13 protein-coding genes are annotated in these 15,082 nt (G+C 70.0%); 7 read left to right on the top strand and 6 right to left on the bottom strand.

Annotation, left to right across the window (positions count from 1 at the left end):
• Positions 1-23: 23 nt before the first annotated feature.
• The 4 genes from ND450_RS07945 to ND450_RS07930 all read right to left on the bottom strand — a co-directional run bounded on the left by ND450_RS07945 (position 24) and on the right by ND450_RS07930 (position 3,999).
• On the bottom strand, positions 24-1,013 hold the full coding sequence (locus ND450_RS07945) for a PucR family transcriptional regulator (protein ID WP_253327878.1): 990 nt from the start codon (positions 1,011-1,013) through the stop codon (positions 24-26).
• A 303-nt stretch (positions 1,014-1,316) separates the two neighbouring features.
• On the bottom strand, positions 1,317-2,117 hold the full coding sequence (locus tag ND450_RS07940) for an ABC transporter ATP-binding protein (RefSeq protein WP_253325513.1): 801 nt from the start codon (positions 2,115-2,117) through the stop codon (positions 1,317-1,319).
• Positions 2,114-3,184: an iron ABC transporter permease gene (locus tag ND450_RS07935; RefSeq protein WP_253325512.1), complete on the bottom strand. Its 1,071-nt coding sequence runs from the start codon at positions 3,182-3,184 to the stop codon at positions 2,114-2,116. The genes ND450_RS07940 and ND450_RS07935 overlap by 4 nt, the downstream gene beginning before the upstream one ends.
• The gene (locus tag ND450_RS07930; protein ID WP_253325511.1) at positions 3,181-3,999 is read right to left on the bottom strand and encodes an ABC transporter substrate-binding protein; all 819 of its coding nucleotides are present in this window, start codon (positions 3,997-3,999) and stop codon (positions 3,181-3,183) included. Before ND450_RS07930 ends, ND450_RS07935 begins: the two co-directional genes overlap by 4 nt.
• A 409-nt stretch (positions 4,000-4,408) precedes the next feature.
• Here ND450_RS07930 and ND450_RS07925 point away from each other — a divergent pair, with 409 nt between their 5' ends.
• The 7 genes from ND450_RS07925 (at position 4,409) to ND450_RS07895 (ending at position 12,893) form a co-directional block, all read left to right on the top strand.
• Complete coding sequence (locus tag ND450_RS07925; RefSeq protein WP_253325510.1) at positions 4,409-5,728, top strand: MFS transporter; 1,320 nt, start codon at positions 4,409-4,411, stop codon at positions 5,726-5,728.
• Between the two features lie 15 nt (positions 5,729-5,743).
• Entirely contained in the window at positions 5,744-7,558 is a 1,815-nt protein-coding gene (gene asnB, locus ND450_RS07920; RefSeq protein ID WP_253325509.1) for an asparagine synthase (glutamine-hydrolyzing), read from the top strand.
• Between the two features lie 23 nt (positions 7,559-7,581).
• Entirely contained in the window at positions 7,582-8,805 is a 1,224-nt protein-coding gene (locus ND450_RS07915; protein ID WP_253325508.1) for a cytochrome P450, read from the top strand.
• Between the two features lie 77 nt (positions 8,806-8,882).
• Positions 8,883-9,812 (top strand): L-tyrosine/L-tryptophan isonitrile synthase family protein, encoded by a 930-nt coding sequence (locus tag ND450_RS07910; RefSeq protein ID WP_253325507.1) that lies wholly within the window; start codon positions 8,883-8,885, stop codon positions 9,810-9,812.
• Between the two features lie 252 nt (positions 9,813-10,064).
• Positions 10,065-11,429, top strand: a complete 1,365-nt coding sequence (locus ND450_RS07905; RefSeq protein WP_253325506.1) for an alpha-amylase family protein — start codon at positions 10,065-10,067, stop codon at positions 11,427-11,429.
• The gene (locus tag ND450_RS07900) at positions 11,426-12,085 is read left to right on the top strand and encodes a TetR/AcrR family transcriptional regulator (protein ID WP_253325505.1); all 660 of its coding nucleotides are present in this window, start codon (positions 11,426-11,428) and stop codon (positions 12,083-12,085) included. Before ND450_RS07905 ends, ND450_RS07900 begins: the two co-directional genes overlap by 4 nt.
• Before the next feature lie 64 nt (positions 12,086-12,149).
• Complete coding sequence (locus ND450_RS07895; protein ID WP_253325504.1) at positions 12,150-12,893, top strand: SDR family oxidoreductase; 744 nt, start codon at positions 12,150-12,152, stop codon at positions 12,891-12,893.
• Between the two features lie 30 nt (positions 12,894-12,923).
• Here the strand turns inward: ND450_RS07895 and ND450_RS07890 are convergent, their stop codons facing one another.
• Positions 12,924-13,937, bottom strand: a complete 1,014-nt coding sequence (locus ND450_RS07890) for a D-glycerate dehydrogenase (protein ID WP_253325503.1) — start codon at positions 13,935-13,937, stop codon at positions 12,924-12,926.
• Positions 13,938-14,034: 97 nt separating this feature from the next.
• Positions 14,035-15,075, bottom strand: a complete 1,041-nt coding sequence (locus ND450_RS07885) for an alcohol dehydrogenase catalytic domain-containing protein (RefSeq protein ID WP_253325502.1) — start codon at positions 15,073-15,075, stop codon at positions 14,035-14,037.
• Between the last annotated feature and the right edge of the window lie 7 nt (positions 15,076-15,082).

Raw genomic sequence — 15,082 nt, 5'->3', positions numbered from 1 at the left:
CGACTCCGGTGATCCCGCGTCCGTCACGCGGGATCACCGGACTGTGCGGTCGAGGCCGTGGTCGCCCTGGCGTGCGCGGCCACGGCGGCACTCAGCACAGCCAGGTCACGCGGGCTCGCGGGGTGGCGGCCGGTGAGGGCGTGGATCTTCGTCAGGCGGTAGTCGAGCGTACTGCGGTGCACGAACAACCTCCTGGCCGCCAGGTTCCGATTGCCGTCCACCGCCACCAGCGCGGTGAGCGTCCGGCGGAGCACGTCGTCGACCATGACCGGCTCGATCATCGGCAACAGCGCCGCGACCGCGCGGCTGTCCTCGCTCGCCAGCAGCTCGACCAGGACGTCCGAACTGTCGTAGGCACCCGGCCGGTACCCGAGCGCACGCGCGATCAGGGCGATCGAGTGCGCGCGCGAACTCGGTCCGGCGAGGTCGTCGGCCACTGCCGCCAGACCGGTCCAGTGGCCGCCCGCGACGTCGGCGCACGATCCGGTCAACAGGGCGCGTGTCTGTGCCGGAGTGCCGGTCAGGGTGATACGCAGGCGATCGGGCAAGGTCTCGCACAGCGCGAGGTCGGCGGGCAGAGACGCGCCCGGCACACGACCACCGGCCTGCGGGACCACCACGGCCACTGTCAGTGCCGACGACCGGTCGCCAGCCCTGTGATATCCGACGAACAACTCGCGCGCGACGCGGCCGGAGGCCCGCTCGGCGGCACTGACCGCGATCCGGGGACTGCCGGCACGCGCCAGGCCGGTCAGCAGTTCCGCGCGCGCGGTCATCAGCAGAGGGGGCAGCGGGTCCCCCCGACGCGCACACCGCGACGCCACCTCGCGCAGCCGCGGGAACAGCGCCGCGACCTCGCCGGTGTCGATGCCGGACCGGCTCTGCTCCCCGACCCACATCGTCAACTCCCCCACCACACCCAGCACATCGGCGCGGCTGGAGCGCGACAGGGCCGGCGCCGGCCCTGTCGCGGCGCTGAGCTCGGCCTCGACAGGTCGGCATTCGACTTCCATCACGTTTCCCCCTCGGCTGCGTCGACGTGCACAGTGCACAGGCAGCACAAGACGTTTGCAAGCTTTGCAGTGCCTCGGAGCAGGTGTTTCCCGGAACGATCCGGTCATTTCCGCTCGTCGGACCAGCCACTTTCCGAAAACGCCTAGAGCCGTGGTGTCCGACCGGTCGAACAGGCCTTGCACATGCGGTGACCGGGTGTCCTCCTCGATCCCGGCAGGTCGTTCGGCCACATCCGGTCCCCTGGGCCGCGGAAGCAGCTGACGACTCCTCCGTGTTCCAGATCCGGGCACCGCCGGTGGTGATCACGGCTTGGAGTCGCCTCCGGGTTCCCCTCGAAGCTCGAGACGCCGCAGCAGCACCCTGGGCGCGCCGGTGAACGAATCGTCGACAACGCATCCGTCCACCCGGAACACCTCTCTCAGCAACTCGGGAACGAAGACCGACCGCGGTGGCCCGGACTCACGGACCGCGCCTCCGCGCAACACCAGCACCGTGTCCGCGTACTGCGCCGCCAGATCCAGCGAGTGCAGCGCCGCCACCACCGTGACCCCCAGGGAGGACGCCAGTTCCAGCGCGGCGATCTGGTGCTCGGGATCGAGGTGGTTGGTCGGTTCGTCCAGCAGGAGCAGCTTCGGTCGCTGGGCGATGGCCCTGGCGAGCAGCACGCGCTGGCGCTGTCCGCCCGACAGCGTCGACAACGTCCGCGAGGCGAGATCGCCGCAGTGGCACCGTTCCAGCGCCTCGCGCACGATCTCGTGGTCCTCGTCCGTCAGCCGGGCGAACGTGCCCAGGTGGGGGTAGCGCCCGAGTGCGACCGACTCCAGGACGGTGAAGTCGTGATGGCCCCCGTGGTCCTGACCCAGCACACCCACATGGCACGCCACCTCGCGATGCGGCAGCCGCCACAGGTCTTCGGACCCGAGCACGACCGTCCCGGCGGTAGGACGCAGCGCGCGGTACACGGTTTTGAGCAGCGTGGACTTGCCGCTGCCGTTCGGGCCGACGAGAGCGACGAACTCACCTTCGGCGATCGTGACGCCGACGTTCCTCAGCGCGGGAACCTGTGCGTACCCCGCGGTGACGCCGGTGAAAGTCAGTTTCACGACACTCCCGTCGTCATGGCCGAACTCCTGCGCAGTACCACGAGGAACACCGGGACGCCGACCGCGGCGGTCAGGATGCCGATCGGGAGTTCGGTCGGGGCGAGCACCAGACGGGCGGCGGTGTCGGCCCAGACGAGCACCAGTGCCCCGAGCAGCGCCGCAACAGGTGCTGCACGCCGGTGGTCCGCACCGACCAGGAGCCGGGTGAGGTTGGGCACCACCAGACCGACGAAGCCGATGCTGCCGGACACCGCCACCGCGCAGCCCGTCAGCAGTGTCACCACGACGAGCAGCACCGCCCGGAGCCGAGCCGCGTCCAGCCCGAGCGCCGCGGCCGCGTCGTCACCGAGCACCAGCAGGTTGAGCCTGCCTCCGAGCGCGAGCGCCACGACCAGCATCACGGAGACGAGCGCCGCACACGCCGCCGCGAGCGCCCACTCCGCTCCCGCGAAGCTTCCCAGGAGCCAGAACAACACCTGTTGCTGCGCCTCGGGGTCCTTGGTCCGCAACAGCAGGAACGACACGACCCCGGACAGGAGCTGGGCGACCGCGACGCCGGCCATCACCATCCGCCCCGGCGACATCACGCTGCCCGAGCGGGACAACGCGAACACGGCCACGGCGGTGAGCAGTGCTCCACCGAAGGCGGCGGCGGGCAGGGTCAGCAGGCCCAGCGCGGTCGAGCCGATCGTGGTGATCACGAGCACCGCCCCGACGGCCGCACCGGAGGAGAGCCCCAGCACGTACGGTTCGCCGAGCGGGTTGCGGGTCATCGCCTGGGTCAGCAGCCCGGCGACCGCGAGGGCCGCTCCGACGAAGGCGCCCTGGAGCACCCGCGGCGCCCTCAGCTCCCACACGATGAAGTCGAACCGGCCCGGTTCGCCGGTGCCGAACAGGTGGTGCAGCACCACGTCCCAGACCTCACCGGTCGGAACGGTCACGGGTCCCACCCCGATGGCGACCACCATCGAGCCGAGCAGCACGGCCAGCAGCACGGCGGTCAGCGGTCCGCTCTTCGTGGTGCCGAGCAACGGCGTCCGCTCGGACCTGGTCGTCCTGGTGCTCATGAGGCAGGCCGGCGCAGCGCTTCGGCGATCCGCCGCACGGCCAGACCGTTCGCGGTGCTGGGGGACAACAGGATGCTCTGCGGCACGACGACGATGCGGTTCTCCCTGACCGCGGTGGTGCGGGAGAGAACAGCGCTCGCGCGAATGGCCGCGGCGAGCTCGGCCTCTCCTTCGCGGGAGAAGCCGGACACCACCACGATCGCCTCCGGGTCACGGGCCACGATCTCCTCCGCGCTCAGGCTGACGAAGTCGGTCAACGCGTCCTCGGCGACGTTCGCGCCCCCCGCCAACGTGATCACGCCGTTGGCCAGGCTGGTTCCGCCCTGCGTCATGACCGTCTGCCCCGCGGCCGGCGGGCCGGAGATCGCCAGCACCCGAACCGGCGGACGGCCATCGGCGCGAACGGAGTCCACTGAGGACTGGATCTCGCGGACGAGACGCCGTCCCGCCTCCTCGACACCGAGGACGCCGGCCAGACCGGTGACGAAACGGACCGTCGCCGAAAGGTCCTTGACCGTTCCGCGCGCCTCGGAGTCACAGGCCACCACCACCGCGGCGCCGGCTTGCGCGAGCCTGTCGACGCTGGGGGTTCCGTCGAACCCGCCGAAGCTGTAGACCGAGACACCGACCACGAGATCGGGACCGGCGGCGATCACCTTCTCCGCGTTGCCCTGTCCCGGATCGAGCACGGGGATCCGCTCCAGCAGCGCCTTCTTCTCGGCAGGCAGCGCCGCGAACAGGTCCGGCGCGGCCGTGCCGACGATCCGCTCGCCCAGTCCGAGATCGCTGATCACGGCCGCCGCGGCGCCGTCCATGGTCACGATTCTCTTCGGCGGAGCGTCGAGCACCGGCAGCGCCGGACATGACGGACGCCTGTTCTCGCCTCCCGGGTTCGAGGTGGACGACGCCGATGATCGGCTCGTTGCGTCAGGATCGCCTGTCCCGCAGGAAGTCACGAAGAGCGCCAGCGCGGTGAGCACCGGCACCACGCGTGATCCCCTGTGGACGAACCGATTCGTGGAATCGTTGTGCATGAAGACTCCTCCAGGAGATACGTCCGTCGACCCCCGTCGTGCCGGACCGTAACGAGGGGACCGGGCCGCCGGAACGCCCGCCTTCCGATTTCCACATTCTTCTGACTTTTCGCTCCACAGCAGCTGATTCGCCGCGCGTGGACCTAGCTTCGGCCCAGTACGAAGTGGACGATGCGGGCAAGGGGCGGCCATGGCTGTTGAGGACAGGGCGAACTGGTCCATGGTGGCCGTCGCGGGCCTGCTGGCCTTCATCGCGATGCTCGACATGAGCGTCGTCAACGTCGCGCTGGTCGACATCTCCCGTGAACTCGACATCGACCAGGAGACCGCTCAGTGGGCGGTCCTGGGTTACCAGCTACCCGTCGTGGCCCTGCTGCTGCCCGCGGGCATGTGGCTGAACGGTGCCCCGGGGCGGTCGGTGTTGCTGGTCTCCGTCGCGGGTTTCGCCGCGTGCGGCCTGCTCGCCGCAGCCGCGTCCGGGCCGGTCTGGCTGATCGGCGCCCGGATCGCCCAGGGGGTGTTCGGCGCCGCGTTGTTCGTCCTGATGCCCGTGGTGGCCGCACGGTCAGCACCACCCGCGCTGCGCGGTCGTGCGATGAGCGTGCCCGCGACCCTGGGACCGCTGGGAGCGGTGATCGGGCCAGCCGCGGGTGGACCGCTCGTGGACGCCTTCGGCTGGCAGGCGGTCTTCCTGGTCAAGATCCCCGTCTGCCTGGCGGCGTTCCTGCTCACGCTGCGGCACGGCGACCCGGCCGGCCGGTGGACCACACCGGATCTCTCGTCGGTCCGCGGCGCGGCGCTGTCCGCGAGCGGGGTCGGTCTCGTCCTGCTGGGACTGACGTTCGCAACCGGCTCCCCGACCTGGGCGGCGTTCTGCATCGCCGGACTCGTCGCGCTCGTCGTCTGGTCCCGCGGCGCGGGCCGGCCGGTGCGAGCGGTCGTCCACGAGTCGGGCACCGGAGGCGTCCACGCCGCCGTGCTGGTGCTGGCGCTCGCTTTCGCGACCATGAACTACCTGGTGGGCCTGCGCCTGCAGGAGGTCGACCGGCTGAGCGCGACCGCCACGGGAACGACCCTGCTCGCCTTCGCCGCCGGGATGGGCCTCGCCGGCCCGGTCGGGGGCAGGCTCGCCGACCTCTTCGGTGCTCACCGCATCGCGCCGGCGGGAGCCGCTCTGACCGCGGTGGGCATGGCGTCGCTGCTCACCCTCGGTCCGCAGTGGACACAGGGAGAAGTGGCCTGGAGGTTGCTGGTCGCGGGTGTCGGCATGGGCTTGTACGGCGGTCCGGCCCAGTTGCTGGTGATGACCTCGGTTCCCGCGGAGAAGGCCGCGACCGCGGGTGCGACGGTGCAGCTGGCGCGCAGCCTGGGTTTCACCCTCGGCCCCGCGTGCGCCACCGCGGCCTGGACCGCGGGCGGTCCCTCCGCCGGTCTCTGGCTCGCGACGGTCGCCGCCTGCGGCGCCGTTCCCCTCCTGTTCCCCCGTGGCCGCAATCCACTGTCCGTCTGAAGGAGTGAGCTTCTCATGTGCGGAATCACCGGCTGGGTGAGCTTTTCGGGGCTTCCCGCCGACAGCAGCACGACCTTGCGCGCCATGACCGACACGCTGTCCCCGCGAGGGCCGGACGCGAGCGGTACGTGGCTGTCGGAACACACGGCGTTCGGCCACAGCAGGCTGGCGGTGCTGGACGTCCAGGGTGGCGCTCAGCCGATGGCGAGCGACCACGCCGTGCTGACCTACAGCGGCGAGGTCTACAACCACCACGAACTGCGCGACGAACTCCGTCGCCGCGGCCACCGGTTCACCACCAGTAGTGACACCGAGGTCGTGCTCCACGGCTATCTCGAGTGGGGAGACGCCCTGGTCGACCGCCTGGTCGGCATGTACGCCTTCGCCATCTGGGACGCGCTCGAGCAAAGGCTGCTGCTCGTGCGCGACCGACTGGGTGTGAAACCCCTCTACTGGGCGCGGATCCGCGGTGGAATCGCATTCGCTTCCGAACCGAAGGCGCTCTTCGCACACACCGAGATCGATCCCGCGGTGGACGCCGACGGCCTTCGCGAGGCCTACGGCCTGCTGTTCAACACGGGTCCCACGGTGTGGTCCGGAGTCCGCGAGCTGGCTCCCGGAGCGCTGCTCGTACTCGACCGGCTGGGACACCGCGAACGCGAGTACTGGCGACTGGAGGTCCACCGGCACGAGGACGGGCAGGAAGAGACCGTGGCGCGCGCCAAGGCCTTGATCACCGAGGCGACGAGGTCCCAGGTGGAGGCCGACGTCCCCCTGTGCAGCCTGCTGTCCGGCGGCATGGACTCCAGCGTCGTCACCGCCCTCGCCGCGGACGAACTGCGGCACCGGTACGGGAGCACGCTGCGGTCCTACGCCGTCGACTACGTCGACCAGGCAGGCCGGTTCACCGGTGACGTCCTGCGCACCGGACACGACACGCCGTTCGCCGAGGAGGCCGGAGCCTTCATCGGCACCGACCACGACACCGTCGTGCTCGATCCGCACGAGCTGCTCGATCCCGCACACCGCACGGCGGTGGTGGCCTGCCGCGACTCACCGATCGGCGTCGGCGACATGGACACCTCGCTCTACCTGCTGTTCGGGCGGATTCGCGAGCATTCGACGGTGGCGCTCTCCGGGGAGGCCGCGGACGAGGTCTTCGCGGGCTATCCCTGGTTCCACACGGCGCGGGCCTTCGAAGCGGCGACCTTCCCCTGGTTGCTGGTCACGGGTGACGACGCGGCCATGCCGATGCACCCGGACCTCGCGCCCGTCCTGCGCATGGCCGAGTATCGCGCGGACACCTACAGCGACGCCCTCGCCTCCGTACCGCACCTGCCGGACGAGGACGCCGTCGAACACCGGCAGCGAGAACTGCAGCACCTGTCCCTCACGCGGTGGCTGCGCCAGCTCCTGCACCGCAAGGACCGGCTCAGCATGGCGCGGGGACTGGAGGTCCGGGTCCCCTTCTGCGATCACCGGCTGGTCGAGTACGCGTTCTCCGTTCCCTGGCGCATCAAGGCTTTCGACGGCAGGGAGAAGAGCGTGCTGCGCGCCGCCGCGCGCGGCCTGGTCCCCGATTCCGTGCTGATGCGGCCGAAGAACCACTACCCCACCACGCACCACCGCGACTACAACAGCGGCCTGCAGGCGATGGCGCGTGATGCGCTGACCTCGGACACGGTCCGGGCCCTCGTCGACGAGACGCAGATCAAACCGCTGCTGAACTGCCCTCCCGAGCAGGTGCAGTGGGGTCACCGCCTCCGGCTGGAACGCGTCGTGGACCTCCGGCTCTGGCTCGAGCACCACCGTCCAGGACTGCACTGGTGAGCCCCACCGCAGAGGAGATCCCCATGTCCGACACCCCGCTTCGCCTTTCCGGTGAGGCCTACAAGACCGATCCCTACCCTCTCTACGACGACCTGCGCGCGGCGTGCCCGGTGCACCAGGTCGAGTTCCCCAGCGGTGTGCACGCCTGGCTCGTCACGGGGTACGACGCGGCGCTGGCCACCCTGACCGACAGACGTCTCGGCAAGAACCACTCCAGGGGCAACGACCGGTGGCGGGCGCGCGCGTCGATCATGCCCGAACCGCAGCACTCCCAGCTGCAGGTGCACCTGCTGCACCAGGACGCCCCGCGGCACACCATCATGCGCAAGCTCGTGCTGGACTGGTTCGCCCCAGCGCGGGTAGAGCGGATGCGCCGGCGGTTCGAGTCCCTCGCCGACGACCTCGTCGACGCACTGCCGTCGCGGGGGCCCGTCGACATCATCGACGGCTTCGCCGCGCACTTCCCGTTCCGGGTCCTCGCCGAGGTGATCGGCCTCCCGCGCCCACTCGCCGGGCAGTTCCGGCGCGAGTGGGGAAAGGTCGTGCAGCCCGTCGGTCCTCACGATCCCGGCCGTCCCCGGTACGAGGCACTGCTCCACGGACTGCAGACCTACATCGCCGAGGTGACGGCGTCCAAGCGGGGGGAACCCGGCGACGATCTGCTGAGCACCCTGGTCGAGGCGCACGACACCGGCGTGCTGACCCGCGAGGAACTCGACTCGATGGTGTTCCAGCTGCTCGTCGCGGGCCAGGAACCGGTCACCAACCAGATCAGCACCGCGTTGATGGCACTGCTGCGCCGGCCCGAGCGGCTCACCGAGCTCAGGGACGACCCTGGTCTGCTGCAGTCCGCAGTGGAGGAGCTGCTGCGCTTCGACTCCGCGTTCGAGCTGACCACGTGGAGGTTCTTCGCCGAGGACAGCGAGCTGCACGGCACCGAGGTGCCGGCCGGTGACTCGGTGATCGTCTCCCTGTGCGCCGCCAACCGGGATCCCCGCCGGTTCGACAACCCCGACGAACTCGACTTCACGAGGTCTCCCAACCCTCACCTGGCGTTCGGCCACGGACCTCATTTCTGTCCCGGGGCCGCGCTGGCGAGAGTCGAACTGCAGACAGCACTCGGCACACTGCTGCGGCGGTTGCCCGGCCTGCGGTTCGCGATCGACCCCGAGGACATCACCTGGATCCGCGCCGTGCTCGGCCGCGGTGTGAACACCCTGCCCGTGACCTACGACCGGCGGATCTGACCGCTGTCACACGCGCGTTTCCCGCCAAGGGCCGGGAAACGCGCTCCCACTCCGCGATCAGTCAACTGGAGAACGCTGTGCTCACGAAGTTTTCCTCAGCCGAGGAGCGGATCACCACCGAGATAATGGGTTTGCTCCTGCCACACCGCAGGCACGTGGTCGGTCAGGAGCACGCACCGGTATCGGCGTTCGGCCCCCAACACGCCCAGATCGCCTCGTTCACCGCGACCGGTGCCCCGATCCTGTTCACGATTCCGGGATTCCCGTGCAAGTCTCCGAACCTCGACAAGGTGATCGGCACGTTACCCGACGAAGGCGAGCGGTTGTCGCTGAAGTTCCTCGACGACCTGTGCGGCGCGATCACCGCGGTCTACCCGCCCGGTGCCAAAATGCTGATCTGCTCCGACGGACACGTCTTCGGCGACCACATCGGCGTTCCTGACGAGACCATCGACGCTTATGGCGCCGCTCTGCGCGGAATGATCCGGCAGGAGGCCTGCACGCACCTCGACGTCTTCGACCTCGGTGACGTCCTGGGCGACGCCGACTACGACGAGAAGCGGCGCAGCGTGCACTACCGGTTCGCACCGGCGCTGGACGAGCTGCGCGCCGAGGTCCGCACCGACGAGCACATGACCCGTCTCTACCGCGGCATCACCCGGTTCCTGGTCGAGGACGCTGCCGGTCACACCGGCACGAAGTCCGCGCTCCAACGCGTCTGCCGAGATCGCGCCTACGCGGTCATCCAGCGCAGCAACGCCTGGGGAAGCCTGATCGCGGAACAGTTCCCGAGTTCCGTCCGGCTGTCGATCCACCCCCAGCCGGTCGGATCGGCGAAGTTCGGGATCCGGCTGCTCGCGATCGAGGACCAGTGGACCACCCCCTGGCACTCCTGCCTCCTGATCGGCAGGGACGGTGTGCCGGTCCTGCTGCCCCACCGCCGGGCACGGTCGCTGGGCGAACTGGTGTGCAAGGACGGGCTTCCCAGCCACTACGTCGCCCTCTGACCTGTCCCCGTACCGGGACGGTCGTCCGATTCCCGCACCTCCCGCCCCAGCGAGCCTGGAAAGTACGCGGCGACGACGCGGAAAGCCATCAGAGGAACTCGGAAAGACGTCCGAGATCGTCGGATTCCGGGCTCCGCACAGCCGCTCTTCCTCTCCGCCGGACGAAGACGATGTGAAAAATGTTGCAGCACTTCCTTTTTCAGGGTTCGGCTTGGTACGACTGCCAGGAGTTCCCTGTCACAAGGAGACAACGTGGTTTCCTCTGCTCTTCGCGTCCTGCTCACGGCTGCCCTGGCCGTCGCGCTCTGCTCGCCGGTGCAAAGTCTTGCGGCGCCACCGGGTGCCAAGGACGTCACCGCCACCCTGTTCCAATGGCCGTTCGCCCGTGTGGCGTCGGAGTGCACCAACGTCCTCGGCCCCAAGGGCTACGGCTACGTCGAGGTCTCCCCCGCGACCGAGCACGTCCAGGGTCCGCAGTGGTGGACCACCTACCAGCCCGTCAGCTACCGGATCGCCGGACGGCTCGGCGACGAGAACGCCTTCCGCTCCATGATCTCGACGTGTCACCGCGCCGGGGTGAAGGTGATCGCCGACGCGGTGATCAACCACATGAGCGCCGGCTCGGGAACGGGGACGGGCGGCAGCGCCTACTCCAAGTACAACTACCCCGGCTACTACGGCAACGCGGACTTCCACTCCTGCCGCACCTCGATCTCGAACTACCGGGATCGTGCCAACGTGCAGAACTGCGAGCTCGTGGGTCTGTCCGATCTGGACACCGGAAGCGACCGGGTGCGCGGCGCGATCGCCGCGTACCTCAACCGGTTGATCGGGATGGGCGTCGACGGGTTCCGGATCGACGCGGCCAAGCACATCGCGGCCGCCGACATGAGCGCCATCAAGGCGAAGTTGAGCAAGCCCACCGTGTTCTGGGTGCACGAGGTGATCTACGGCGCGGGCGAGGCGGTGCAGCCCGGCGAGTACACCGGGTCCGGTGACGTGGACGAGTTCCGTTACGCGTACGACGTCAAGCGGATCTTCAACAACGAGAACCTGGCCTACCTGAAGACGTTCGGGCAGTCGTGGGGCTTCCTGCCCTCCGGCCAGGCCCGGCCGTTCGTCGACAACTGGGACACCGAGCGCAACGGGTCCACGTTGACCTACAAGGACGGTTCGACGTACACGCTCGCGAACGTCTTCATGCTGGCGTGGAACTACGGTGCGCCGCAGGTGTACTCGGGCTACGAGTTCAGCGACAAGGACGCCGGTCCGCCCGGCAACAACGTCTGCTACAGCGGCTGGAAGTGCCAGCACGCCTGGACGCAGATCGCGAACATGGTGGCGTTCCGCAACACCGTCCGAGGCACGGACGTCAACAACTGGCAGGACAACGGGTACGACCTGATCGCGTTCGGCCGCGGCGACAAAGGCTTCGTCGCGATCAACCGCGAGACGTTCCCGGTGACCCGGACGTTCCAGACCGCGCTGCCCGCCGGGAGCTACTGCAACGTCCAGAACACGGGCTGCGTGCGCGTGACGATCGACGCGCAAGGCCGGTTCACCACCACGCTCGGCGCGGGCACCGCCCTCGCCCTGCACGTCAACGCCCGAGCATGAGAGCGCTGGGCCTGCCGTGGACACGGCAGGCCCAGCGGCAGAAGCGGAGAGAGATGTCGCCTCGGGTCGTTGATCCCGCCGCCCGCCGCAGCGCGATCGCGGAGGCGGTGTTCCGCGTGGTCGAGCGCGACGGGATCGAACAGGCCTCGCTGCGCACCGTCGCAGCGGAGGCCGGCCTTGCCATCGGCTCGATCCGGCACTACTTCGACAGTCAGGACGACATGATCGTCTTCGCTGCGGAGGCCCTGTGCCGGTCCGTGGACCAGCGGGTCCTGGCGCAGTCCCGCTCGCTCGACGAGGACGTGAGGTCCGCCTGCACAGCCGAACGCGTTCTCATCGAGGTGCTGCCACTCGACGGTTCCCGGCCCGCCGACGCCGCGTTGCTGGTCGCCTTCACCACGGCTGCCCGCACCCGGCCTTCGCTCACACCGCACACCACGCGGCTGTACGACGGGGTGCGCGCGTTCTGCCACCGAGTGCTGACCGCGATGTCGGAGTCCGGTGCCGTGGCGGGCGACCTCGACCTGGTGCTGGAGGCGCAACGGCTCTCGTCGTTGCTGAGCGGGCTGGTGGTCGACGGGGTGCTGCACCCGGACCGGATGCCTCCGGAGCTTTCCCTCTCGCTGGTGCGAAGACACTTCGAATCGTTGCGGTAGCTCCCGCTCTCCTGAGCGACCGGCAGCGCCGCCGCACTGTCCGAACTGGATGAAGGAGGACACGATGACCGCTGTGTGCGTGGTGACGGGCGCCGGGTCCGGCGTGGGTCGCGCGGTCGCACGGGCGCTGCTGACCTCCGGGCGGCGCGTGGTGCTCGCCGGACGACGAGCGGACGCGCTGGTGGAGACGGCGGCGGGTACATCCGCCGATTCGGTCCTGGTGGTGCCGACCGACGTCACCGACGAGGAGTCGGTGAACGCGTTGTTCGGCGCGGCTCTCGAGCGCTGGGGCCGGGTCGACCTGTTGTTCAACAACGCGGGGATCACCGTTCCGGCCACGCCACTGGAGGACTACAGCCTCCACCAGTGGACATCGGTGGTCGACACCAACCTGACCGGCTCCTTCCTGTGCGCACGCGCGGCTTTTCGCACCATGAAGAGCCAGAGCCCGCAAGGAGGCCGGATCATCAACAACGGCTCGGTCTCCGCGCACGCACCCCGGCCGCACGCCATCGCGTACAACGCGAGCAAGCACGCGATCACCGGCCTCACCAAGTCCCTCTCGCTGGAGGGCCGCCTGTACGACATCGCCTGCGGTCAGATCGACATCGGCAACGCGGCGACCTCGTTGAGCGAGCAGGCGAGCGCCGGTGCGTTGCAGGCGGACGGCTCGGTGGCACCGGAACCGACGATGGACGTCCGGCACGTCGGTGATGCCGTCCTCCACATGGCCTCGCTTCCTCTCGAGGCCAACGTGCAGTTCATGACGTTGATGGCGACCACGATGCCGCTCGTGGGGCGCGGCTGAACCCCGCGTGCCACGACCACCTGTGCGGTCTCAGGACGATCTGGTGGACCGCGGGGCCGGGGCTGCGGGCGTTCCCGGCAGCGGGGTGAGAGCCGCTCCGTTGCCGAGCACCGCGAGCACGTTCTCGACGGCCAACTCCACCATTGCCGCGCGTGTCGTCTCCGTGGCCGACCCCACGTGCGGCAGCACGACCAGCTTCGGTTCGGTGAGCAGCGGGTCGGCCGGATCGCTGCGCGGCTCGTCGGTCATCACGTCCAGTCCGGCCGAGTGCAGCCGTGCGGAGCGCAGGGCGTCCAGCAGCGCCGTCTCGTCCACGACACCGCCGCGCGCCGTGTTGACCAATGTCGCTGTCGGTTTCATCAGCGCCAGCTCAGCCGCGCCGATCAGGTTGACGGTCTCCGGGGTGAGCGGCACGTGCAGCGACACGACGTCGCTGGTGCGCAACAACTCCGGCAGACCGACGGCCGTGGACAGGTCGTCGCCGCCCTGACGGGGATCGTGGTGCTGGATCCGCATGCCGAAGCCCGCCGCACGACGGGCGAGGGCTCGGGCGATCTGCCCGTACCCCACGAGGCCCAGCGTCGCGCCGTGCACGTCGAGGCCGAGGAAGCCGCTCATCCGGAAGGTCCGCCACTCACCGCGCCGCAGCGAGTCGACCGCGGCCCCGAGACGGCGCCTGCTCATCAGGATCAGCGACATCGCGATGTCCGCGGTCGTCTCGGCCAGGATCCCCGGTGTGTGCGTGACGACCACTCCCCTCTCCGCGGCGGCTGCCTGGTCGACCGCGTCGTATCCCATGGACGCCAGCGCCACCACCCTCAGTCTGTCTCCCGCCGCGTCGAGCAGCGCCGCGTCGACCCGGTCGGTGCCCAGGACGACGGCGCCGTCACAGCCCCGCACCAGGTCCGCCAGTTCTCCGGCGGTCGGCGCCGCGTCCTCTCGCCACTCGACGACGTCGCACCGCGCGGCGAGCAGCTCGACTCCGCCACCGGGGAGGCCGGAACGGGAGACCGCGATCCGCGGCCGGGTGGGGTCGGGGTTCATCGCGTGCTCCGTTCGAGTTTCGGCACCGGAAAGTCGCGCGACCGCCGCCGGTGCTGTGCGCGATCACGTATCGGGCAGGGGGGAAGGCACACGGCGCTCACCCGTCCGAAGCCTGGAAGTCCAGCAGGACCTTGCACGAGGCCGCCGGATCGGCGGCCGTCTCGAAGGCCTCGGACACACGGCCGACCGGAAGCACCGACGTGATCACCGGTTCTGCTCGGAGCATGCCGCTGCGCAGCGCCGTCAGCACCTCTGCCAGCTCCAGGTCGAAGCGGAAGGACCCGACGACCCTGAGTTCCCTGGTGATGATCGCGTTGGCCGCGACCGCGGTGCCGCCCGGCGGGAGCAGGCCGAGCCCGACCACGAGTCCACCCCGGTCCACGCCGTTCAGGCAGGTGTCGAACCCCGCGGGCGAACCGGAGGACTCCACGGCGACGTCCGCGGCCATGCCCTCGAGCTCGGCGGCCTGCGCCGTGCCGACCTGGACGGTGGAGGTCGCGCCGACCGCCGCGGCGACCGCCAGCGGCGCCGCGTGCACGTCGGTCACGACGATCTCGGCGGCACCCGCGGCGTGCAGCGCGGCGACCACCAGGCAGCCAATCGGACCCGCCCCGGTCACCAGCACGCGCTTCCCGGTGACGTCGCCCGCCCTGCCGACCGCGTGCCACGCCACGGCCGCGGGTTCGGCCAGGGCCGCGCGGCGCAGGTCGAGCCCGGCAGGCAGTACGAGGACCTGCTCGGCGGGCACCACGACCACGTCGGCGAAACCGCCCTGCACGTGCGGGAACCGGGCTGCGCTGCCGAGGTAGGCGGTGTGGGGGCAGATGTTGTGCCGGCCCGACAGGCACTGCCGGCACTCGCGGCACGGTGTCGCCGGGTGCACGGCCACTCGTGCCCCCGGTTCGAGTCCCCGCACGCCCGCGCCGACCTCCCGAACCTCGCCGACCACCTCGTGACCGAGCACGAGCGGTTCGCGCAGCCGGAAGTCACCGACCGCGCCGTGCCGCCAGTAGTGGAGGTCGGAACCGCAAATGCCGCCGTAGCGGATGCGGACGGCGACCTGCCCGGGAGCGGGCGACGGTAGGGGCCGTTCCTCCAGTCGCAGCTCGCCGGCTCCGTGTGCGACGACCGCACGCATTGTCCCC

It is taken from the genome of Lentzea sp. HUAS12, assembly GCF_024125735.1.
GTDB classification, from domain to species: Bacteria; Actinomycetota; Actinomycetes; order Mycobacteriales; family Pseudonocardiaceae; genus Lentzea; species Lentzea albida.
Note: the sequence above shows the minus strand (reverse complement) of the source record. Positions and strands in the feature narration are given on the sequence as shown.

Coding starts and splice junctions, on each gene's coding strand:
- ND450_RS07945 (WP_253327878.1), bottom strand. CDS start 1,013: ATGGAAGTCGAATGCCGACCTGTCGAGGCCGAGCTCAGCGCCGCGACA.
- ND450_RS07935 (WP_253325512.1), bottom strand. CDS start 3,184: ATGAGCACCAGGACGACCAGGTCCGAGCGGACGCCGTTGCTCGGCACC.
- ND450_RS07930 (WP_253325511.1), bottom strand. CDS start 3,999: ATGGACGGCGCCGCGGCGGCCGTGATCAGCGATCTCGGACTGGGCGAG.
- ND450_RS07925 (WP_253325510.1), top strand. CDS start 4,409: ATGGCTGTTGAGGACAGGGCGAACTGGTCCATGGTGGCCGTCGCGGGC.
- asnB (WP_253325509.1), top strand. CDS start 5,744: ATGTGCGGAATCACCGGCTGGGTGAGCTTTTCGGGGCTTCCCGCCGAC.
- ND450_RS07915 (WP_253325508.1), top strand. CDS start 7,582: ATGTCCGACACCCCGCTTCGCCTTTCCGGTGAGGCCTACAAGACCGAT.
- ND450_RS07900 (WP_253325505.1), top strand. CDS start 11,426: ATGAGAGCGCTGGGCCTGCCGTGGACACGGCAGGCCCAGCGGCAGAAG.
- ND450_RS07895 (WP_253325504.1), top strand. CDS start 12,150: ATGACCGCTGTGTGCGTGGTGACGGGCGCCGGGTCCGGCGTGGGTCGC.
- ND450_RS07890 (WP_253325503.1), bottom strand. CDS start 13,937: ATGAACCCCGACCCCACCCGGCCGCGGATCGCGGTCTCCCGTTCCGGC.
- ND450_RS07885 (WP_253325502.1), bottom strand. CDS start 15,075: ATGCGTGCGGTCGTCGCACACGGAGCCGGCGAGCTGCGACTGGAGGAA.